We start from the raw sequence: 16,906 nt of genomic DNA on the forward strand, positions 1-16,906 counted from the left end.
ACGGGCCCGCCCCCAGCGATCTGGGTGCGGGCCCGTCCGGTCGGGACGTCAGGCGTCCTTGGACTCCTCGGCCGGAGCCTCGGTGGCCTCGGCCTTGTCCTCGACCTCGGCCGGAGCCTCGGTCTTGGCCTCGGACTCCTTGACCGCGCGCTTGGTCGCGGCCTCCGCCTCGCCCGTGGCCTGCTGGGCCACGGTCAGCGCCTCCACCAGCTCGATGACCGCCATCGGCGCGTTGTCGCCGCGACGGTTGCCGATCTTGGTGATGCGGGTGTAACCACCCGGGCGGTTCTCGTACCGCGGGGCGATCTCGGTGAAGAGCGTGTGGACGATGCCCTTGTCCGTGATCGTCTGCAGCACCAGGCGACGGTTGTGGATGTCGCCCTTCTTCGCCTTGGTGATCAGGCGCTCCGCGACCGGACGCAGACGGCGCGCCTTGGCCTCGGTGGTGGTGATGCGACCGTGCTCGAACAGCGACTTCGCGAGGTTCGCGAGAAGCAGACGCTCGTGCGCGGCGCTGCCGCCCAGACGGGCACCCTTGGCGGGCTTCGGCATGGTGTTTCTCCTCAGATCTGCACCGGCCGTGTCAGGTACCGGTGTCAGGAACCCCCCAGGCGGACGCCTGGAGGCAGTTCATCAGTACTGCTCGGTCTCCACGAAGCCGGCGTCGGCGTCGTCGTCCGCACCGAAGGTGTCGGCGGCGGAGGTCGGGTCGAATCCGGGCGGGCTGTCCTTCAGGGCCAGGCCCATGCCGGCCAGCTTCGCCTTGACCTCGTCGATCGACTTCGCACCGAAGTTGCGGATGTCGAGCAGGTCCGCCTCGGAGCGCGCCACGAGCTCGCCCACGGAGTGGATGCCCTCGCGCTTGAGGCAGTTGTAGGAACGGACGGTGAGCTCGAGCTCCTCGATCGGGAGCGCGAGGTCCGCCGCCAGGGCGGCGTCCGTCGGGGACGGGCCCATGTCGATGCCCTCGGCGTCGACGTTCAGCTCGCGGGCGAGACCGAACAGCTCGACGAGGGTCTTGCCGGCCGAGGCCACGGCGTCACGGGGACGCATCGCGGGCTTGGTCTCGACGTCGACGATCAGCTTGTCGAAGTCGGTGCGCTGCTCGACACGGGTCGCCTCGACCTTGTAGCTGACCTTGAGCACCGGGCTGTAGATGGAGTCGACCGGGATGCGGCCGATCTCCTGGCCCTGCTGCTTGTTCTGCACGGCGGAGACGTAGCCGCGACCGCGCTCGACGGTCAGCTCCATCTCCAGCTTGCCCTTGCCGTTCAGCGTGGCCAGGACGAGGTCGGGGTTGTGCACCTCGACACCGGCCGGGGGCGCGATGTCGGCGGCGGTGACCACACCCGGGCCCTGCTTGCGCAGGTACATCACGACCGGCTCGTCGTGCTCCGAGGAGACGACCAGGGACTTGATGTTGAGGATGAGGTCGGTGACGTCCTCCTTGACGCCCGGCACGGTGGTGAACTCGTGCAGGACGCCGTCGATCCGGACCGAGGTGACGGCGGCACCCGGGATCGAGGAGAGGAGCGTGCGGCGGAGCGAGTTGCCGAGGGTGTAGCCGAAGCCCGGCTCCAGCGGCTCGATCACGAACCGGGAGCGGAACTCGTCGACGACCTCTTCGGTCAACGAGGGGCGCTGAGCGATCAGCATGGGGTATTGCCTCCAGTCTCCGGCACCCACTATTTGATGCCGAGGCTTCAAGGGTACGGGCGGCGCGGCACAAGCTGTGCCGCACCGCCCGGGACCGTGAGCCCTGCTACTTCGAGTAGAGCTCGACGATCAGCTGCTCCTGCACCTGGGTGTCGATCACCGGGCGCTCGGGCAGGTTGTGCACGAGGATCCGCAGACGTGAGGGGATCGCCTCCAGCCAGGCCGGGACGGTCCTCTCGCCTGCCTCCCCCTGGGCCACCGCGAACGGCGTCAGGTTGCGGGAGGACTCACGGACCTCGACGATGTCGTTCGCGACGACACGGGCCGACGGGATGTCGGTCTTGACGCCGTTCACGAGGAAGTGGCCGTGACGGACCAGCTGCCGCGCATGATCGCGCGACTTGGCGAAGCCCGCCCGGTAGACCACGTTGTCCAGCCGGGACTCCAGGATGCGGAGCAGGTTCTCACCGGTCTTGCCGGACCTGCGGTTCGCCTCCACGTAGTACCCGCGGAACTGCTTCTCAAGGACACCGTAGATGCGCGCGCACTTCTGCTTCTCGCGCATCTGCAACAGGTACTCGCTGTCCTTGGTGCGCCCGCGTCCGTGCTCACCCGGGGGGTAAGGACGGATCTCGATCGGGCACTTCGCGCTCTCGCACTTGCTCCCCTTGAGGAAGAGCTTCTGCTTCTCCCGACGGCAACGCTTGCAGTCGGCCCCGGTGTAACGCGCCATTCCTGTTTTTCTCCTACCTGCTCAGCGGATTGCTGATCAGACGCGCCGGCGCTTCGGCGGGCGGCATCCGTTGTGCGGGGTCGGAGTGACGTCCTGGATCGAGCCGACCTCGAGGCCGGTGGCCTGGAGGGAGCGGATCGCGGTCTCACGGCCGGAGCCGGGGCCCTTGACGAACACATCGACCTTGCGCATGCCGTGCTCCTGCGCGCGACGCGCGGCCGACTCGGCGGCCATCTGCGCGGCGAACGGGGTCGACTTGCGCGAGCCCTTGAAGCCGACGTGGCCGGCGGAGGCCCAGGAGATCACGTTGCCGGACGGGTCCGTGATCGAGACGATGGTGTTGTTGAACGTGCTCTTGATGTGCGCGTGGCCGTGAGCGACGTTCTTCTTTTCCTTGCGGCGCACCTTCTTGGCAGCGCCCTGACGACCCTTGGGGGGCATCTACTAACTCCTACGGGAGGTGGTCGGTCCTACAGCGAAGACCGCTGACGAGCGTCCGCTGAGGACTACTTCTTGCCCGGCTTCTTCTTGCCGGCGATGGCGCGACGCGGGCCCTTGCGGGTGCGGGCGTTGGTGTGGGTCCGCTGGCCGTGGACCGGCAGGCCGCGACGGTGGCGCAGGCCCTGGTAGCAGCCGATCTCGACCTTGCGACGGATGTCCGCCTGGATCTCGCGACGGAGGTCACCCTCGGTCTTGATGTTGGCGTCCACGTACTCGCGGATCTTGACCAGGTCCTCTTCGTCCAGGTCGCGGACCCGGGTGTTCGGGTTCACGCCGGTGGCGGCGAGGGTCTCCTGGGCCAGGGTGCGGCCGATGCCGAAGACGTAGGTGAGGGCGACCTCCACACGCTTTTCGCGCGGGATGTCGACACCTGAAACGCGTGCCATTCAATGGCTCCTGTGGTGTCCGGGGGTCTTCCGCAGCACCGTTCCTGACCGCCGTACGAGGTACGGATCAGGTCTCCGGCCCCCGCCGGAGGTGCCGTCAGCCGGAGGCTCTCCGGCCGGACGGGTGCTGCGTATGTACATGTGTTGCTCGCGTCGCGCGAAGAACTGCGAGGTGCAGGTCGGCGTGCGTCAGCCCTGGCGCTGCTTGTGGCGCAGGTTGTCGCAGATGACCATGACCCGGCCGTGGCGGCGGATCACCTTGCACTTGTCGCAGATCTTCTTGACGCTCGGCTTGACCTTCATGGAATCAGGTTCTCCGGGTCGTGAGATCTACTTGTAGCGGTAGACGATCCGTCCGCGCGTGAGGTCGTAGGGAGACAACTCCACAACGACTCGGTCATCGGGAAGGATGCGGATGTAGTGCATCCGCATCTTGCCACTGATGTGCGCGAGGACCTTGTGACCGTTCTGCAGCTCCACCTTGAACATAGCGTTCGGCAGAGACTCGATCACGGTGCCCTCGATCTCGATGGCGCCTTGCTTCTTGGCCATGTCCTGCTTTCGGGATCGGCTACCTTGGTCGGCTTTTGGCATGCCTGAAGGCATTCGCGAGCCGACGTGACAGTCTACGCCAGCCGTTCCTGAAAGACGAATCCGGGGTGTATGCCCCCGAACGAAGATCGTTAAGCGGTACGGAGGGGGCGCTCAGGCGAGCGGGTCCGGCGCGGCCGTGATCCCGTACTCCGCCAGCTTGGCCTTGCCGCCGTCGCGGGCGGTCAGGACCAGCGGGCCCTCCTCGGTCAGCGCGACGGAGTGCTCCCAGTGGGAGGACCAGGTGCCGTCGTCGGTCTTGACCGTCCACTCGTCCTCGAGGACATGGGTGAGCGGGGTGCCCAGGCTGACCATGGGCTCGATGGCCAGGCACATGCCCGGCACCAGGCGCGGGCCCTTGCCGCGCTTGCGCGAGACGTAGTTCAGCAGGTGGGGGTCCATGTGCATCTGCGAACCGATGCCGTGGCCGCCGTACTCCTCGATGATCCCGTACTTGCCGCCGCCGGGCTTCGGCTGCCGCCGGATGTACGTCTCGATGGCACGGGAGATGTCGACCAGCCGGTCGCCCTTGCGGAAGGCGGCGATGCCGGCCCACATGGACTCCTCGGTCACCCGGCTCAGCTCCACGAGCTCCGGGGCGTGACCGCTGCCGACGAAGGCGGTGTACGCGGCGTCGCCGTGCCAGCCGTCGACGATGGCACCGCAGTCGATCGAGATGACGTCGCCGTCCTTCAGGACGGTCGCGGTGTCCGGGATGCCGTGGACGACCACGTCGTTCACCGAGGTGCAGATGGTGGCGGGGAAGCCGCCGTAGCCGAGGAAGTTCGGCTTGGCCCCGTGGTCGGCGAGGACCTTGCGGGCCACGTCGTCCAGGTCCTTGGTGGTGGCCCCGGGTACGGCCGCCTCACGGGTGGCCTCGTGGATCGCCGCGACGACCAGGCCCGCCGCGCGCATCTTCGCGATCTGCTCGGGGGTCTTGATCTCCACCATCGGTCCTGGCCTTCCTTCGTCCCACGGGATACCTCAACGGTACGGCCGCGGGGTCCTGGGGGACACCGCGGCCGCAACGGTCACGCATGTGCTCAGGCGGCGCTGTCGCCCGAGTCCTTCTTGTCCTGCAGCGCGTCCATCGCCCGCTTGGTCACCTCGGTGACCTTGCCCAGGGCCGAGATGGTGCGCACCAGGCCCTGCTGCTTGTAGTAGTCGATGATCGGCTCGGTCTTGCTGTGGTACTCCTCCAGCCGGACCCGCACCTTCTCCTCGGTGTCGTCCGAACGCTGGTACAGCTCACCACCGCACTGGTCGCACACGCCCTCGACGGCCGGAGTGTTGTAGACCACGTGGAACACGTGGCCGCCGTCCTTGCGGCACAGCCGGCGACCGGCGATCCGCTTGACGACCTCCTCCTCGGGGACCTCCAGGTCCAGGACGGCGTCCAGCGCTATCCCGTTCTCGGCGAGGATCTTGTCGAGCGCCTGGGCCTGGCCCACGTTCCGCGGGAAGCCGTCGAGCAGGAAGCCGTTCCCGGCGTCCGGCTGCAGCATGCGGTCCTTGGCCATGCCGATGGTGATCTCGTCGGGGACCAGCCGTCCGGCGTCCATGTACTCCTGGGCCTTGCGGCCCAGCTCGGTGCCCTGGCTGATGTTCGCCCGGAAGAGGTCGCCCGTGGAGATGTGCGGGATCGACAAGTTCCTGGCAAGGTACGCGGCCTGCGTACCCTTGCCGGCCCCGGGAGGCCCGACGAGGACGATGCGCATCAGCGGAGGAACCCTTCGTAGTTACGCTGCTGAAGCTGGCTCTCGATCTGCTTCACGGTCTCCAGGCCGACACCCACGATGATCAGGATGCTCGTCCCGCCGAACGGGAAGTTCTGGTTCGCGTTGAACAGCACCAGCGCCACAGTGGGCACCAGGGCGATCAGACCCAGGTACATCGCGCCCGGCCACGTGATGCGGTTGAGCACGTAGCTGAGGTACTCCGCGGTGGGACGACCAGCCCGGATGCCCGGGATGAACCCACCATACTTCTTCATGTTGTCCGCGACTTCTTCGGGGTTGAACGAGATGGCCACGTAGAAGAAGGCAAAGAAGACAATCAGCAGGAAGTACGCGGTGATGTAGATCGGGTGGTCGCCCTTGACCAGGTTGTCCCTGACCCAGTTTGCCCAGGTCGAGGTGGATCCACTGAACTGGACCACCAGTGACGGGATGTACAGGAGCGATGACGCGAAGATGACGGGAATCACACCCGCCTGGTTCACCTTCAGCGGGATGTAGGTGGAGGTTCCTCCGTACGAACGACGACCGATCATGCGCTTCGCGTACTGCACGGGGATGCGGCGCTGCGCCTGCTCGACGAAGACGACCAGGGCGACCATCGCCAGACCCACCATGATGACGGCGCCGAACTCGACCCAGCCGTCCGCGATGTTCCCGGACTTCTTGATCGCCCAGAGGGCGCCCGGGAAGCCGGCCGCGATCGACAGGAACATCAGGATCGACATGCCGTTGCCGATGCCGCGGTCGGTGATCAGCTCGCCCAGCCACATGATCAGGGCGGTGCCCGCGGTCATCGTGATGACCATCGTGACCGTGGTGAAGATCGACTGGTCGGGGACGATGTTGAAGCGGTCGGGGCACTGCTGGAAGAGGCTGCCGGAGCGGGCGGTGGCCACCAGGCCGGTGCCCTGCAGGATCGCGAGCGCCACGGTCAGGTAGCGCGTGTACTGCGTGATCTTCGTCTGGCCGGCCTGGCCCTCCTTCTTGAGGGCTTCCAGGCGCGGGATGACCACGGTGAGCAGCTGCAGGATGATGCTCGCGGTGATGTACGGCATGATGCCGAGCGCGAAGATCGTGAGCTGCAGAAGAGCGCCGCCGCTGAAGAGGTTCACCAGGCCGAAGAGGCCCTGGTTCCCTCCGACCGCCTTGATGCAGGAGTTGACCACCTGGTAGTCGACACCCGGGATCGGGATGTGGGCTCCCAGCCGGAACAGCACCATGATGGCCAGCGTGAACAGCAGCTTCTTGCGCAGGTCGGGCGTCCTGAACGCCCGGGCGAACGCGGTGAGCACGGTGCCTCCTGCGCCCCCCGCTTCTTGGGCGGGAGGTGACGGTGTTGAAAGCTACGAATGGTGGAACTGCAAAACGATCGGGGTTGCCTTACCCGCGTCAGCACACAGGCTCCGCAAGACTAGCCCGGCCCACCTTACCGGCGAGCATCCGTCCCCGGAATGACCAACCGGGGATGCCCCGCACGAAAGTGCGGAACATCCCCGGCTGGATGTGGCATCACACTCAGACGAGCTCGGTGACCGAGCCGCCCGCGGCGGTGATCTTCTCCTTGGCGGAGCCGGAGACCGCGTCGACGGTCACCTGCAGCGCCACGGAGACCTCGCCGGTGCCCAGCACCTTGACGAGCTGGTTCTTCCGCACGGCACCCTTGGCGACCAGATCGGCCACCGTGACCTCGCCACCCTCGGGGTAGAGCGCGGCCAGCTTGTCCAGGTTCACGACCTGGAACTCGGTGCGGAACGGGTTCTTGAAGCCCTTCAGCTTCGGGAGGCGCATGTGGAGGGGCATCTGCCCACCCTCGAAGCGCTCCGGAACCTGGTAGCGGGCCTTCGTGCCCTTGGTACCACGACCGGCCGTCTTGCCCTTGGAGGCCTCACCACGACCGACGCGGGTCTTGGCGGTCTTGGCGCCCGGGGCGGGACGGAGGTTGTGGACCTTCAGCGGAGACTGCTCTCCCATGTCAGTCGACCTCCTCGACCGTGACGAGGTGGCGGACGGTGTGGACCATGCCGCGGATCTCCGGGCGGTCCTCCTTGACCACGACGTCGTTCAGCCGCTTCAGGCCGAGCGAACGCAGGGTGTCACGGTGGTTCTGCTTGCTGCCGATGTAGGACTTGACCTGCGTGACCTTGAGGCGAGCCATTACGCACCCACCCCAGCACGCGCCCGGAGCAGAGCAGCCGGGGCCACGTCCTCGAGCGGCAGGCCACGACGGGCGGCGATCTCCTCGGGGCGCTGCAGGCCCTTCAGAGCCTCCACCGTGGCGTGCACGATGTTGATCGCGTTGTCGGAGCCGAGCGACTTCGACAGCACGTCGTGGATGCCGGCGCACTCCAGGACGGCGCGCACCGGACCACCGGCGATGACACCCGTACCGGGGGAAGCAGGCTTGAGCAGGACGACGCCCGCGGCCTTCTCGCCCTGGATCGGGTGGGGGATGGTGCCCTGGATGCGGGGGACCTTGAAGAAGTGCTTCTTGGCCTCCTCAACGCCCTTGGCGATGGCGGCCGGCACCTCCTTGGCCTTGCCGTAACCGACACCCACGGTGCCGTCACCGTCGCCCACCACGACCAGCGCGGTGAAGCTGAAGCGACGACCACCCTTCACAACCTTGGCGACGCGGTTGATCGCGACGACGCGCTCAACGTACGCGGTCTTCTCGGCGGCAGCTGCGCCGCCGTCACGGCCCTTCCGGTCCCGCCGCTCGCCGCCACCGGCACCGCCACCGCGGCGCTGGGGTCCAGCCATTGGATTACCTCTCTCTGTTTCCGCTAGCTACGGAACCGGCTCAGAAACCGAGCCCGGCTTCGCGGGCGGCGTCGGCAAGGGCAGCGATGCGACCGGCGTACCGGTTGCCACCGCGGTCGAACACGACGGTCCCGACGCCGGCCGCCTTGGCCCGCTCGGCGACCAGCTGGCCGACCTTCTTCGCCTGCTCGGTCTTGTCACCCTCGACACCACGGATCGAGGTGTCCAGGTGCGAGGCCGAGGCCAGGGTGTGGCCCTTCAGGTCGTCGATGACCTGCGCCGTGATGCCCCGGTTGGAACGGGTCACGACCAGGCGCGGACGCACCTCGGTGCCCGAGATCCGCTTGCGGACGCGGATGTGGCGACGCTTCTTGGCAGCGCCCTTGTAAGCGTCGCCCTTGGCGATCTTCACGCCGTATGCCATGGCTTACTTACCAGCCTTTCCGACCTTGCGGCGGATGACTTCGCCCTCGTACTTGACGCCCTTGGCCTTGTACGGGTCGGGCTTCCGCAGCTTGCGGATGTTCGCGGCGACCTCGCCGACCTTCTGCTTGTCGATGCCCTCGACCGAGAACCTGGTGGGGTTCTCGACCTTGAAGGCGATGCCCTCGGGGGCCTCGACGACGATCGGGTGGCTGTAGCCCAGGGCGAACTCCAGGTTGGAGCCCTTCGCCTGGACGCGGTAGCCGACACCGCTGATCTCGAGCTTCTTCACGTAGCCCACGGTCACGCCGGTGATCATGTTCGCCACCAGCGTGCGGGACAGGCCGTGCAGGGCCTTGTTCTGACGCTCGTCGTTCGGACGCGACACCTGAAGGGTGCCGTCCTCGCTCTTGACGATGTCGATCGGCGCGGCAACGGTGTGGGTCAGGGAACCCTTGGGGCCCTTCACCGAGACCGTCCGGCCATCGATGGTGACGTCCACGCCGGCGGGAACCGGGATGGGCAGCCGTCCAATACGCGACATGGCTATACCTCCGTTTCCCGACTACCAGACGTAGGCGAGGACTTCCCCACCCACGCCCTTCTTGTTTGCCTGCTTGTCGGTGAGCAGCCCGTGGGAGGTGGAGATGATCGCCACGCCCAGGCCGCCGAGCACCTTCGGCAGGTTGGTGGACTTTGCATAGACCCGCAGACCGGGCTTGCTGATGCGCTTGATGCCGGCGATCGAGCGCTCGCGGTTCGGACCGAACTTGAGGTCGATGGTGAGGTTCTTGCCGACCTCGGCGTCCTCGACCTTCCAGCCCTGGATGTAGCCCTCCTGCTGGAGGATCTCCGCGATGTGCGACTTGATCTTGCTGAACGGCATGGTGACCTCGTCGTGGTACGCGGAGTTCGCGTTCCGCAGACGCGTCAGCATGTCTGCGATCGGGTCAGTCATGGTCATGTGATGGCCTTAGGCCTCTCTCGCCGGGGTTTCCTATATGCGCCATCCCTCTCCCCCATGAGACTGGGGACGGGTGCGGCGCGGGGACCTACGGCGTAGTAAGACGGTCATGGGCGGCGGGCGCCCAACCCTTCTACCTTACGGTATGCAGGGCCGGGCTCCCGCCACTCATCTGCTTACCGAGAGCCCTGGTGGTTACCAGGAGCTCTTGGTCACGCCCGGCAGCTCACCGCGGTGCGCCATCTCACGAAGGCACACGCGGCACAGGCCGAACTTGCGGTACACGGAGTGCGGACGGCCACAGCGCTGGCAGCGCGTGTAGCCACGCACGCCGAACTTGGGCTTGCGGGCGGCCTTCGCGATAAGAGCCTTCTTCGCCACGGCTCACGCCTCCTTGAACGGGAAGCCGAGGTGACGGAGGAGCGCGCGGCCCTCAGCGTCGTTGGTCGCCGTGGTCACCACGGTGATGTCCATACCCCGGGTGCGGTCGATCTTGTCCTGGTCGATCTCGTGGAACATGACCTGCTCCGTGAGACCGAAGGTGTAGTTGCCACGGCCGTCGAACTGCTTCGGCGACAGACCGCGGAAGTCGCGGATGCGCGGGAGCGCGAGCGACAGCAGACGGTCCAGGAACTCCCACATGCGGTCACCGCGGAGGGTGACGTGGGCGCCGATCGGCTGACCCTCACGCAGCTTGAACTGCGCGATGGACTTCCGGGCCTTGGTGACGGCCGGCTTCTGGCCGGTGATCGTGGTGAGGTCGCGGATCGCGCCCTCGATCAGCTTGGAGTCGCGGGCGGCGTCGCCCACACCCATGTTGACCACGATCTTGGTGAGGCCGGGGATCTGCATGACGTTCTCGTACTGGAACTCGTCACGCATCTTGCCCGCGATCTCCTCGCGGTAGCGCGCCTTCAGACGAGGCGAAGTGGTGGCAGTCATCAGATGTCCTCACCCGTCCGCTTGGCAACGCGGATCTTGTTGCCCTCGTCGTCGAAGCGGTAGCCGACGCGAGTCACGACCTTGTTGCCGTCCTTCTCAACGACCAGCTGGACGTTGGAGACGTGGACGGGCGCCTCGGTCGTGATGATGCCGCCGGTCTTCGAACCGCGAGCGGTCTGGCCGGCCTTGGTGTGCTTCTTGACCCGGTTGACACCCTCGACCAGGACACGGTCCTCAGTGGGGTAGGCCGCGATGACCTTGCCCTGCTTGCCCTTGTCCTTACCGGTGATGACCTGGACCAGGTCGCCCTTCTTGATCTTCATCGGTTACAGCACCTCCGGCGCGAGCGAGACGATCTTCATGAACTTCTTCTCGCGCAGCTCCCGGCCCACGGGGCCGAAGATGCGGGTGCCGCGGGGGTCACCGTCGTTCTTGAGGATGACGGCCGCGTTCTCGTCGAAGCGGATGTACGAACCGTCGGGACGGCGGCGCTCCTTGACGGTGCGCACGACGACCGCCTTGACGACGTCGCCCTTCTTCACGTTGCCACCGGGGATCGCGTCCTTGACGGTGGCGACGATGACGTCACCGATTCCCGCGTAGCGGCGACCGGAGCCACCGAGCACACGGATGCAAAGGATCTCCTTCGCACCCGTGTTGTCGGCGACACGCAGTCGCGACTCCTGCTGGATCACGTCTATCTCCTGATCGTCTGCCGGTTCCCTCCGGGGCGGGCCCGGAGAGCCTGGCGGAACCGTCCTGCGGGGAACCCCCCGCAGGAATTACATGCCGGCCGGGGCCGGGCCGCGCGAACGGGTCGCACGGCCCGGCCGGCCGGGCGGTGTTACTTGGCCTTCTCGAGGATCTCGACGACGCGCCAGCGCTTGCTCGCGGACAGCGGCCGGGTCTCCATGAGGAGGACACGGTCGCCGACGCCCGCGGCGTTCTGCTCGTCGTGCGCCTTGAGCTTGTTGGTACGGCGGATGACCTTGCCGTACAGGGCGTGCTTCACACGGTCCTCGACGGCGACCACGACGGTCTTGTCCATCTTGTCGCTGACCACGAGGCCCTCACGGGTCTTGCGGTCACCGCGCTGCTCGCTGCTCTCAGTCACATTCTTCTCGCTCATCAGGCGCTCTCCACCGTCTCGATGCCGAGCTCACGCTCACGCATGAGGGTGTAGATCCGGGCGATGTCCTTGCGGACAACCTTCAGCCGGGAGTTGTTCTCGAGCTGTCCGGTGGCCGCCTGGAAGCGGAGGTTGAACAGCTCCTCCTTGGCCTCACGCAGCTTGCCGACGAGTTCCTCGTCGCCCAGCTGGCGCAGCTCGGTCGCCTTGGTACCGGCCGCCATTACAGCTCACCTGCCTCGCGCCGGACGATCCGGCACTTCATCGGAAGCTTGTGGGCGGCTCGGGTGAGCGCCTCACGCGCAACCTTCTCGTTCGGGAAGGACAGCTCGAACATCACCCGACCGGGCTTGACGTTCGCGATCCACCACTCCGGGGAACCCTTACCGGAACCCATGCGGGTTTCGGCCGGCTTCTTCGTGAGCGGACGGTCCGGGTAGATGTTGATCCAGACCTTGCCGCCACGGCGGATGTGACGGGTGATGGCGATACGAGCGGACTCGATCTGCCGGTTCGTCACGTACGCGGGGGTGACGGCCTGGATGCCGTACTCACCGAACGCCAGCTCGGTGCCACCCTTGGCCATGCCATCACGCTTCGGGTGGTGCTGCTTACGGTGCTTGACCCGACGGGGGATCAGCATGGGGGTCAGGCCTCCGTTCCGGTGGTCTCCGCAGCCGGAGCCTCAGCGGTGGTCGCCTCGGCCTTGGGGGCCTGGGCGTCACCCTGGGGACGACGGCCACGGCCGCCGCGCTCGCCACCGCGGCGCTGCGGACGGTCGTTGCCACCACCACGGGCCGGGCGGTTGCCGGCACGGGCGGCGGCGTTGTCGGCGCGGACCTCGGCGATGTTCTTGACATTGCCCTTGTAGATCCACACCTTCACGCCGATGCGGCCGAAGGTCGTACGGGCCTCGAAGAAGCCGTAGTCGACGTTGGCGCGCAGGGTGTGCAGCGGGACGCGACCCTCGCGGTAGAACTCCGAGCGGGACATCTCGGCGCCGCCGAGGCGGCCACCGCACTGGATCTTGATGCCCTTGGCGCCGGCCTTCATCGTGCTCTGCATGCTCTTGCGCATGGCACGACGGAAGGAGACGCGGGAGGACAGCTGCTCGGCGACGGCCTGGGCCACCAGCTGAGCGTCCGTCTCCGGGTTCTTGACCTCGAGGATGTTCAGCTGGACCTGCTTGCCGGTCAGCTTCTCCAGGTCGCCCCGGATGCGGTCGGCCTCCGCGCCGCGACGGCCGATGACGATGCCCGGCCGGGCGGTGTGGATGTCGACGCGGACGCGGTCACGGGTGCGCTCGATCTCCACCTTGGAGATGCCGGCCCGCTCCATGCCCTGCGTCATCATCCGGCGGATGGCGACGTCTTCCTTGACGTAGTCCTTGTACAGCTTGTCGGCGTACCAGCGGGACTTGAAGTCCGTGGTGATGCCGAGCCGGAACCCATACGGGTTAACCTTCTGGCCCATTACCGGGTCCCTTCCTTGCTGCTGACGACCACGGTGATGTGGCTGGTCCGCTTGCGGATCCGGTAGGCACGGCCCTGCGCACGCGGACGGAACCGCTTGAGGGTCGGGCCCTCGTCCACAAACGCCTCGCTGATGTACAGCGACTGGGCGTCGGTGTGGTCGTAGTTGTGCGCGGCGTTGGCAATGGCGCTGTCGAGCACCTTGCCCACCGGCACGCTCGCGGCCTGCGGGGCGAAACGCAGGACCGCCTGAGCCTCCGTGGCACTCATGCCACGGATGAGGTCCACCACGCGGCGGGCCTTCATGGGCGTGACGCGGATGTACCGCGCCTGGGCCCTGGCTTCCATGGTTGTCCCTTCGGTGTCTGTCTTCGTCGTCACTGTTCCGCTCCGCAGGTCAGCGACGACGCGACTTGCGGTCGTCCTTCTCGTGGCCGCGGAAGGTGCGGGTCGGCGCGAACTCGCCGAGCTTGTGGCCGACCATCGACTCGGTGACAAACACCGGGACGTGCTTACGGCCGTCGTGCACCGCGATCGTGTGGCCCAGCATCGCCGGGATGATCATCGAGCGGCGGGACCAGGTCTTGATGACGTTGTGGGTACCGGCCTCGTTCTGAACGTCCACCTTCTTGATCAGGTGGTCGTCGACGAAGGGCCCCTTCTTGAGACTGCGCGGCATCTAAACCCGCTCCTAGCGCTTCTTGTTCGTCTTGCGGCGGCGGACGATGTACTTGCTGCTGGCCTTCTTCGGCGAGCGAGTACGACCTTCCTTCTGGCCCCACGGGCTGACCGGGTGGCGACCACCGGAGGTCTTGCCCTCACCACCACCGTGCGGGTGGTCGACGGGGTTCATGGCCACACCGCGGACGGTCGGGCGGACGCCCTTCCAGCGCATACGGCCGGCCTTGCCCCAGTTGATGTTCGACTGCTCGGCGTTGCCGACCTCGCCGATGGTGGCGCGGCAGCGCGCGTCGACCAGCCGGACTTCACCGGAAGGCATGCGAAGGGTGGCCATGGAGCCCTCCTTCGCCAGCAGCTGCACGGAAGAACCCGCGGAACGGGAGATCTTCGCGCCGCCGCCGGGACGCAGCTCGATGGCGTGGACGGTCGTACCCACCGGGATGTAGCGCAGCGGCAGGTTGTTGCCCGGCTTGATGTCGGCGCCAGGGCCGTTCTCGATCCGGTCACCCTGGCTCAGCTTGGCCGGGGCCAGGATGTAGCGCTTCTCGCCGTCCGCGTAGTGGAGCAGCGCGATGCGCGCGGTGCGGTTGGGGTCGTACTCGATGTGCGCGACCTTGGCCGGCACGCCGTCCTTGTCGTGACGACGGAAGTCGATCACGCGGTAGGCGCGCTTGTGGCCACCACCCTGGTGGCGAACGGTCACACGACCGGCGTTGTTACGGCCGCCCTTGCTGTGCAGGGGGCGGACCAGCGACTTCTCCGGCGTGGACCGCGTGATCTCGACGAAGTCGGCGACGCTGGAGCCACGACGGCCCGGGGTCGTCGGCTTGTACTTGCGGATACCCATTTCTCAGTCCTCGGAATATTCCGGACTTCGACACGTTCCGGTCCCCGTTAGGAGACCGGGCCGCCGAAGATGTCGATGCGGTCGCCCTCAGCGAGGGTCACGATGGCGCGCTTGGTGTCCTTGCGCTTGCCGAAACCGGTCTTGGTGCGCTTGCGCTTACCCTGACGGTTGATCGTGTTGACCCCGGTGACCTTGACCGAGAAGACCGCCTCGACGGCCTGCTTGATCTGGGTCTTGTTGGCACGCGGGTCGACGACGAACGTGTACTTGTTCTCGTCCAGCAGCGCGTAGCTCTTCTCGGAGACCACCGGCTTGACCAGGATGTCGCGGTGGTCCGTGAAGGTCTTGCTGGTGATCGCGGTCTGCTCGGCCATCAGGCGTCGCTCCCTTCGGTCTCGGCGGCGCCGTTACCGGTGAAGCGGTCGAAGGCGGCCTTGGTGAAGACCACGTCGTCGGAGACGAGCACGTCGTACGTGTTCAGCTGGCCGGCCTCCAGGATGTGGACCTGGGGCAGGTTGCGGGCGGAGAGCCACGCGACCTCTTCGGCGCGGTCGGCGACGAGCAGCACGTTCTTGCGGTCGCTGATCTTGCCCAGCAGCGTCTTGGCGGCCTTCGTCGACGGGGACTCGCCCTCGATGACGCCGGTCACGACGTGGATGCGGTTGTGACGAGCCCGGTCGGTGAGGGCACCGCGCAGGGCGGCGGCCTTCATCTTCTTCGGGGTCCGCTGCGAGTAGTCACGCGGCACGGGACCGTGCACGACGCCACCACCGGCGAACTGCGGGGCGCGGGTCGAACCCTGACGGGCGCGGCCGGTGCCCTTCTGGCGGTACGGCTTCTTGCCGCCACCGCGGACCTCGCCACGCGTCTTGACCTTGTGCGTGCCCTGACGGGCAGCGGCCAGCTGCGCCACGACGACCTGGTGGATCAGCGGGATGCTGACCTTGGCGTCGAAGATCTCGGCGGGGAGCTCTACGGTCCCGGCCTTGTCGCCGGCGGGCGACAGAATGTCAATGGTGCTCATATCCTCAGGCCCCCTTGGCCGCGGTGCGGACCAGGACGAGGCCGCCGTTCGGACCGGGAACCGCGCCCTTGATGAGCAGCAGGCCCTTCTCCGCGTCAACGGCGTGAACGGTCAGGTTCTGGGTGGTCACCCGCTCGTTGCCCATGCGGCCCGCCATGCGCAGACCCTTGAACACACGGCCCGGGGTGGCGCAGCCACCGATGGAGCCGGGAGAGCGGTGCTTGCGCTGGGTGCCGTGTCCGGCGCCGAGGCCCTTGAAGTTGTGACGCTTCATGACACCGGCGAAGCCCTTGCCCTTGCTCTTGCCGGTGACGTCCACCTTCACGCCGGCCTCGAACACCTCAGCGGTGATCTCCTGGCCCAGGGTGTACTCGGCGGCGTCCGCGGTGCGGAGCTCCACCAGGTGGCGACGGGGGGTCACGTCGGCCTTGGCGAAGTGGCCCTTGAGGGGCTTGTTCACCTTGCGCGGGTCGATCTCGCCGAAGGCGATCTGGACCGACTCGTAACCGTCGACGTCGTTCGTGCGGACCTGGGTCACGACGTTCGGGCCGGCCTTGACCACGGTCACCGGGACGACACGGTTGTTCTCGTCCCAGACCTGGGTCATGCCGAGCTTCTCGCCCAGGATGCCCTTGATCTGCTTAGCCATCTGTTCCGCGCCTCTCAGAGCTTGATCTCGATGTCGACGCCGGCCGGAAGGTCCAGGCGCATCAACGAGTCAACGGTCTTGGGCGTCGGGTCGAGGATGTCGATCAGGCGCTTGTGCGTGCGCATCTCGAAGTGCTCGCGCGAGTCCTTGTACTTGTGCGGCGACTTGATGACGCAGTACACGTTCTTCTCAGTGGGCAGCGGCACCGGGCCCGCGACCTGCGCACCAGTACGCGTCACCGTCTCGACGATCTTCTTCGCCGAGGAGTCGATGACCTCGTGGTCGTAGGCCTTGAGCCGGATGCGGATCTTCTGTCCCGCCATGGCTACTTCGTAGTCCTGTCTGCTAGTGAACGCTCTGGAACTCGGTGGTTCGACCGTCTTCTCCGACCCACGTGGTCGGGCGTGTC

31 protein-coding genes are annotated in these 16,906 nt (G+C 66.8%); all 31 read right to left on the reverse strand.

The features are described 5' to 3' along the window. Positions 1-48: 48 nt before the first annotated feature. Entirely contained in the window at positions 49-552 is a 504-nt protein-coding gene (gene rplQ / locus ACFZAU_RS07840; protein WP_499606452.1) for a 50S ribosomal protein L17, read from the reverse strand. A gap of 81 nt (positions 553-633) precedes the next feature. Then, the gene (locus tag ACFZAU_RS07845; RefSeq protein WP_361800610.1) at positions 634-1,656 is read right to left on the reverse strand and encodes a DNA-directed RNA polymerase subunit alpha; all 1,023 of its coding nucleotides are present in this window, start codon (positions 1,654-1,656) and stop codon (positions 634-636) included. Between the two features lie 106 nt (positions 1,657-1,762). Then, complete coding sequence (gene rpsD / locus ACFZAU_RS07850; protein WP_499513434.1) at positions 1,763-2,389, reverse strand: 30S ribosomal protein S4; 627 nt, start codon at positions 2,387-2,389, stop codon at positions 1,763-1,765. Between the two features lie 36 nt (positions 2,390-2,425). Next, positions 2,426-2,830: a 30S ribosomal protein S11 gene (gene rpsK / locus ACFZAU_RS07855; RefSeq protein WP_003956432.1), complete on the reverse strand. Its 405-nt coding sequence runs from the start codon at positions 2,828-2,830 to the stop codon at positions 2,426-2,428. 65 nt (positions 2,831-2,895) lie between these two features. Further along, entirely contained in the window at positions 2,896-3,276 is a 381-nt protein-coding gene (gene rpsM / locus ACFZAU_RS07860; RefSeq protein WP_089226450.1) for a 30S ribosomal protein S13, read from the reverse strand. A gap of 189 nt (positions 3,277-3,465) precedes the next feature. Beyond that, positions 3,466-3,579, reverse strand: a complete 114-nt coding sequence (rpmJ, locus tag ACFZAU_RS07865) for a 50S ribosomal protein L36 (RefSeq protein WP_003956441.1) — start codon at positions 3,577-3,579, stop codon at positions 3,466-3,468. A 27-nt stretch (positions 3,580-3,606) separates the two neighbouring features. Next, positions 3,607-3,828, reverse strand: coding sequence for a translation initiation factor IF-1 (gene infA / locus ACFZAU_RS07870; protein ID WP_003956442.1), 222 nt, complete (start codon positions 3,826-3,828; stop codon positions 3,607-3,609). 153 nt (positions 3,829-3,981) lie between these two features. Next, positions 3,982-4,818 carry a type I methionyl aminopeptidase gene (gene map / locus ACFZAU_RS07875; RefSeq protein WP_018558888.1) on the reverse strand — a complete coding sequence of 279 codons (837 nt, stop codon included), beginning with the start codon at positions 4,816-4,818 and terminating at the stop codon, positions 3,982-3,984. Positions 4,819-4,910: 92 nt separating this feature from the next. After that, entirely contained in the window at positions 4,911-5,585 is a 675-nt protein-coding gene (locus ACFZAU_RS07880; protein ID WP_499606450.1) for an adenylate kinase, read from the reverse strand. Next, positions 5,585-6,898, reverse strand: a complete 1,314-nt coding sequence (gene secY, locus ACFZAU_RS07885) for a preprotein translocase subunit SecY (RefSeq protein WP_499606449.1) — start codon at positions 6,896-6,898, stop codon at positions 5,585-5,587. Before secY ends, ACFZAU_RS07880 begins: the two co-directional genes overlap by 1 nt. Before the next feature lie 223 nt (positions 6,899-7,121). Next, positions 7,122-7,577, reverse strand: coding sequence for a 50S ribosomal protein L15 (gene rplO / locus ACFZAU_RS07890; RefSeq protein ID WP_431960949.1), 456 nt, complete (start codon positions 7,575-7,577; stop codon positions 7,122-7,124). Position 7,578: 1 nt separating this feature from the next. Then, positions 7,579-7,761, reverse strand: coding sequence for a 50S ribosomal protein L30 (gene rpmD, locus ACFZAU_RS07895; protein WP_018558884.1), 183 nt, complete (start codon positions 7,759-7,761; stop codon positions 7,579-7,581). Next, positions 7,761-8,366, reverse strand: a complete 606-nt coding sequence (rpsE, locus tag ACFZAU_RS07900; protein ID WP_003998815.1) for a 30S ribosomal protein S5 — start codon at positions 8,364-8,366, stop codon at positions 7,761-7,763. Before rpsE ends, rpmD begins: the two co-directional genes overlap by 1 nt. A 40-nt stretch (positions 8,367-8,406) precedes the next feature. Next, entirely contained in the window at positions 8,407-8,790 is a 384-nt protein-coding gene (gene rplR / locus ACFZAU_RS07905) for a 50S ribosomal protein L18 (RefSeq protein ID WP_499606448.1), read from the reverse strand. A 3-nt stretch (positions 8,791-8,793) separates the two neighbouring features. Then, positions 8,794-9,333, reverse strand: a complete 540-nt coding sequence (gene rplF, locus ACFZAU_RS07910) for a 50S ribosomal protein L6 (protein WP_499606447.1) — start codon at positions 9,331-9,333, stop codon at positions 8,794-8,796. A 21-nt stretch (positions 9,334-9,354) separates the two neighbouring features. After that, the gene (gene rpsH / locus ACFZAU_RS07915) at positions 9,355-9,753 is read right to left on the reverse strand and encodes a 30S ribosomal protein S8 (RefSeq protein ID WP_018558881.1); all 399 of its coding nucleotides are present in this window, start codon (positions 9,751-9,753) and stop codon (positions 9,355-9,357) included. 195 nt (positions 9,754-9,948) lie between these two features. Continuing rightward, on the reverse strand, positions 9,949-10,134 hold the full coding sequence (locus ACFZAU_RS07920; protein ID WP_003948630.1) for a type Z 30S ribosomal protein S14: 186 nt from the start codon (positions 10,132-10,134) through the stop codon (positions 9,949-9,951). Positions 10,135-10,137: 3 nt separating this feature from the next. Beyond that, complete coding sequence (rplE, locus tag ACFZAU_RS07925; RefSeq protein WP_018558880.1) at positions 10,138-10,695, reverse strand: 50S ribosomal protein L5; 558 nt, start codon at positions 10,693-10,695, stop codon at positions 10,138-10,140. Continuing rightward, complete coding sequence (rplX, locus tag ACFZAU_RS07930; RefSeq protein ID WP_018558879.1) at positions 10,695-11,018, reverse strand: 50S ribosomal protein L24; 324 nt, start codon at positions 11,016-11,018, stop codon at positions 10,695-10,697. Before rplX ends, rplE begins: the two co-directional genes overlap by 1 nt. Positions 11,019-11,021: 3 nt before the next feature. Further along, a complete protein-coding gene (gene rplN / locus ACFZAU_RS07935; protein ID WP_004946682.1) occupies positions 11,022-11,390 on the reverse strand; it encodes a 50S ribosomal protein L14 in 369 nt (122 codons plus the stop codon). A 149-nt stretch (positions 11,391-11,539) separates the two neighbouring features. Then, positions 11,540-11,824 carry a 30S ribosomal protein S17 gene (gene rpsQ / locus ACFZAU_RS07940; RefSeq protein WP_018558878.1) on the reverse strand — a complete coding sequence of 95 codons (285 nt, stop codon included), beginning with the start codon at positions 11,822-11,824 and terminating at the stop codon, positions 11,540-11,542. Beyond that, the gene (gene rpmC, locus ACFZAU_RS07945; protein WP_018558877.1) at positions 11,824-12,048 is read right to left on the reverse strand and encodes a 50S ribosomal protein L29; all 225 of its coding nucleotides are present in this window, start codon (positions 12,046-12,048) and stop codon (positions 11,824-11,826) included. Before rpmC ends, rpsQ begins: the two co-directional genes overlap by 1 nt. Next, on the reverse strand, positions 12,048-12,467 hold the full coding sequence (gene rplP / locus ACFZAU_RS07950; RefSeq protein ID WP_499513426.1) for a 50S ribosomal protein L16: 420 nt from the start codon (positions 12,465-12,467) through the stop codon (positions 12,048-12,050). Before rplP ends, rpmC begins: the two co-directional genes overlap by 1 nt. A gap of 5 nt (positions 12,468-12,472) precedes the next feature. Beyond that, positions 12,473-13,297, reverse strand: a complete 825-nt coding sequence (gene rpsC / locus ACFZAU_RS07955) for a 30S ribosomal protein S3 (RefSeq protein ID WP_089226444.1) — start codon at positions 13,295-13,297, stop codon at positions 12,473-12,475. Continuing rightward, positions 13,297-13,644, reverse strand: coding sequence for a 50S ribosomal protein L22 (rplV, locus tag ACFZAU_RS07960; RefSeq protein WP_018558874.1), 348 nt, complete (start codon positions 13,642-13,644; stop codon positions 13,297-13,299). Before rplV ends, rpsC begins: the two co-directional genes overlap by 1 nt. 49 nt (positions 13,645-13,693) lie before the next feature. Continuing rightward, positions 13,694-13,975 (reverse strand): 30S ribosomal protein S19, encoded by a 282-nt coding sequence (gene rpsS, locus ACFZAU_RS07965; protein WP_018558873.1) that lies wholly within the window; start codon positions 13,973-13,975, stop codon positions 13,694-13,696. A 12-nt stretch (positions 13,976-13,987) separates the two neighbouring features. Continuing rightward, positions 13,988-14,824 (reverse strand): 50S ribosomal protein L2, encoded by an 837-nt coding sequence (gene rplB, locus ACFZAU_RS07970; RefSeq protein ID WP_018558872.1) that lies wholly within the window; start codon positions 14,822-14,824, stop codon positions 13,988-13,990. 47 nt (positions 14,825-14,871) lie between these two features. Then, positions 14,872-15,198 (reverse strand): 50S ribosomal protein L23, encoded by a 327-nt coding sequence (rplW, locus tag ACFZAU_RS07975; RefSeq protein ID WP_018558871.1) that lies wholly within the window; start codon positions 15,196-15,198, stop codon positions 14,872-14,874. Beyond that, positions 15,198-15,848: a 50S ribosomal protein L4 gene (rplD, locus tag ACFZAU_RS07980; RefSeq protein ID WP_500462468.1), complete on the reverse strand. Its 651-nt coding sequence runs from the start codon at positions 15,846-15,848 to the stop codon at positions 15,198-15,200. The genes rplW and rplD overlap by 1 nt, the downstream gene beginning before the upstream one ends. A gap of 4 nt (positions 15,849-15,852) precedes the next feature. Further along, positions 15,853-16,497 (reverse strand): 50S ribosomal protein L3, encoded by a 645-nt coding sequence (gene rplC, locus ACFZAU_RS07985; protein WP_018558869.1) that lies wholly within the window; start codon positions 16,495-16,497, stop codon positions 15,853-15,855. A 14-nt stretch (positions 16,498-16,511) separates the two neighbouring features. Further along, positions 16,512-16,820, reverse strand: a complete 309-nt coding sequence (gene rpsJ, locus ACFZAU_RS07990) for a 30S ribosomal protein S10 (RefSeq protein WP_014144312.1) — start codon at positions 16,818-16,820, stop codon at positions 16,512-16,514. Positions 16,821-16,906: the final 86 nt, after the last annotated feature.

Origin of the sequence: Streptomyces sp. NPDC008238, from assembly GCF_042956445.1 — a bacterium.
Taxonomy (GTDB): Bacteria; Actinomycetota; Actinomycetes; order Streptomycetales; family Streptomycetaceae; genus Actinacidiphila.

What these genes read in the sequence shown, in the direction of transcription:
- ACFZAU_RS07880 (WP_499606450.1), bottom strand. Translation starts at nt 5,585, where the DNA reads ATGCGCATCGTCCTCGTCGGGCCTCCCGGGGCCGGCAAGGGTACGCAG.
- rplF (WP_499606447.1), bottom strand. Translation starts at nt 9,333, where the DNA reads ATGTCGCGTATTGGACGGCTGCCCATCCCGGTTCCCGCCGGCGTGGAC.
- rpsQ (WP_018558878.1), bottom strand. Translation starts at nt 11,824, where the DNA reads ATGAGCGAGAAGAATGTGACTGAGAGCAGCGAGCAGCGCGGTGACCGC.
- rpsM (WP_089226450.1), bottom strand. Translation starts at nt 3,276, where the DNA reads ATGGCACGCGTTTCAGGTGTCGACATCCCGCGCGAAAAGCGTGTGGAG.
- rpsK (WP_003956432.1), bottom strand. Translation starts at nt 2,830, where the DNA reads ATGCCCCCCAAGGGTCGTCAGGGCGCTGCCAAGAAGGTGCGCCGCAAG.
- rpmD (WP_018558884.1), bottom strand. Translation starts at nt 7,761, where the DNA reads ATGGCTCGCCTCAAGGTCACGCAGGTCAAGTCCTACATCGGCAGCAAG.
- rpsS (WP_018558873.1), bottom strand. Translation starts at nt 13,975, where the DNA reads ATGCCGCGCAGTCTCAAGAAGGGGCCCTTCGTCGACGACCACCTGATC.
- infA (WP_003956442.1), bottom strand. Translation starts at nt 3,828, where the DNA reads ATGGCCAAGAAGCAAGGCGCCATCGAGATCGAGGGCACCGTGATCGAG.
- rplO (WP_431960949.1), bottom strand. Translation starts at nt 7,577, where the DNA reads ATGGGAGAGCAGTCTCCGCTGAAGGTCCACAACCTCCGTCCCGCCCCG.
- rplV (WP_018558874.1), bottom strand. Translation starts at nt 13,644, where the DNA reads ATGGAAGCCAGGGCCCAGGCGCGGTACATCCGCGTCACGCCCATGAAG.
- rplC (WP_018558869.1), bottom strand. Translation starts at nt 16,497, where the DNA reads ATGGCTAAGCAGATCAAGGGCATCCTGGGCGAGAAGCTCGGCATGACC.
- rpsC (WP_089226444.1), bottom strand. Translation starts at nt 13,297, where the DNA reads ATGGGCCAGAAGGTTAACCCGTATGGGTTCCGGCTCGGCATCACCACG.
- rplW (WP_018558871.1), bottom strand. Translation starts at nt 15,198, where the DNA reads ATGGCCGAGCAGACCGCGATCACCAGCAAGACCTTCACGGACCACCGC.
- rpsH (WP_018558881.1), bottom strand. Translation starts at nt 9,753, where the DNA reads ATGACCATGACTGACCCGATCGCAGACATGCTGACGCGTCTGCGGAAC.
- rplP (WP_499513426.1), bottom strand. Translation starts at nt 12,467, where the DNA reads ATGCTGATCCCCCGTCGGGTCAAGCACCGTAAGCAGCACCACCCGAAG.
- rplB (WP_018558872.1), bottom strand. Translation starts at nt 14,824, where the DNA reads ATGGGTATCCGCAAGTACAAGCCGACGACCCCGGGCCGTCGTGGCTCC.
- rpmC (WP_018558877.1), bottom strand. Translation starts at nt 12,048, where the DNA reads ATGGCGGCCGGTACCAAGGCGACCGAGCTGCGCCAGCTGGGCGACGAG.
- ACFZAU_RS07845 (WP_361800610.1), bottom strand. Translation starts at nt 1,656, where the DNA reads ATGCTGATCGCTCAGCGCCCCTCGTTGACCGAAGAGGTCGTCGACGAG.
- rplR (WP_499606448.1), bottom strand. Translation starts at nt 8,790, where the DNA reads ATGGCATACGGCGTGAAGATCGCCAAGGGCGACGCTTACAAGGGCGCT.
- rplD (WP_500462468.1), bottom strand. Translation starts at nt 15,848, where the DNA reads ATGAGCACCATTGACATTCTGTCGCCCGCCGGCGACAAGGCCGGGACC.
- rpmJ (WP_003956441.1), bottom strand. Translation starts at nt 3,579, where the DNA reads ATGAAGGTCAAGCCGAGCGTCAAGAAGATCTGCGACAAGTGCAAGGTG.
- rplX (WP_018558879.1), bottom strand. Translation starts at nt 11,018, where the DNA reads ATGAAGATCAAGAAGGGCGACCTGGTCCAGGTCATCACCGGTAAGGAC.
- rplE (WP_018558880.1), bottom strand. Translation starts at nt 10,695, where the DNA reads ATGACTGCCACCACTTCGCCTCGTCTGAAGGCGCGCTACCGCGAGGAG.
- rpsE (WP_003998815.1), bottom strand. Translation starts at nt 8,366, where the DNA reads ATGGCTGGACCCCAGCGCCGCGGTGGCGGTGCCGGTGGCGGCGAGCGG.
- rplQ (WP_499606452.1), bottom strand. Translation starts at nt 552, where the DNA reads ATGCCGAAGCCCGCCAAGGGTGCCCGTCTGGGCGGCAGCGCCGCGCAC.
- map (WP_018558888.1), bottom strand. Translation starts at nt 4,818, where the DNA reads ATGGTGGAGATCAAGACCCCCGAGCAGATCGCGAAGATGCGCGCGGCG.
- rpsD (WP_499513434.1), bottom strand. Translation starts at nt 2,389, where the DNA reads ATGGCGCGTTACACCGGGGCCGACTGCAAGCGTTGCCGTCGGGAGAAG.
- rpsJ (WP_014144312.1), bottom strand. Translation starts at nt 16,820, where the DNA reads ATGGCGGGACAGAAGATCCGCATCCGGCTCAAGGCCTACGACCACGAG.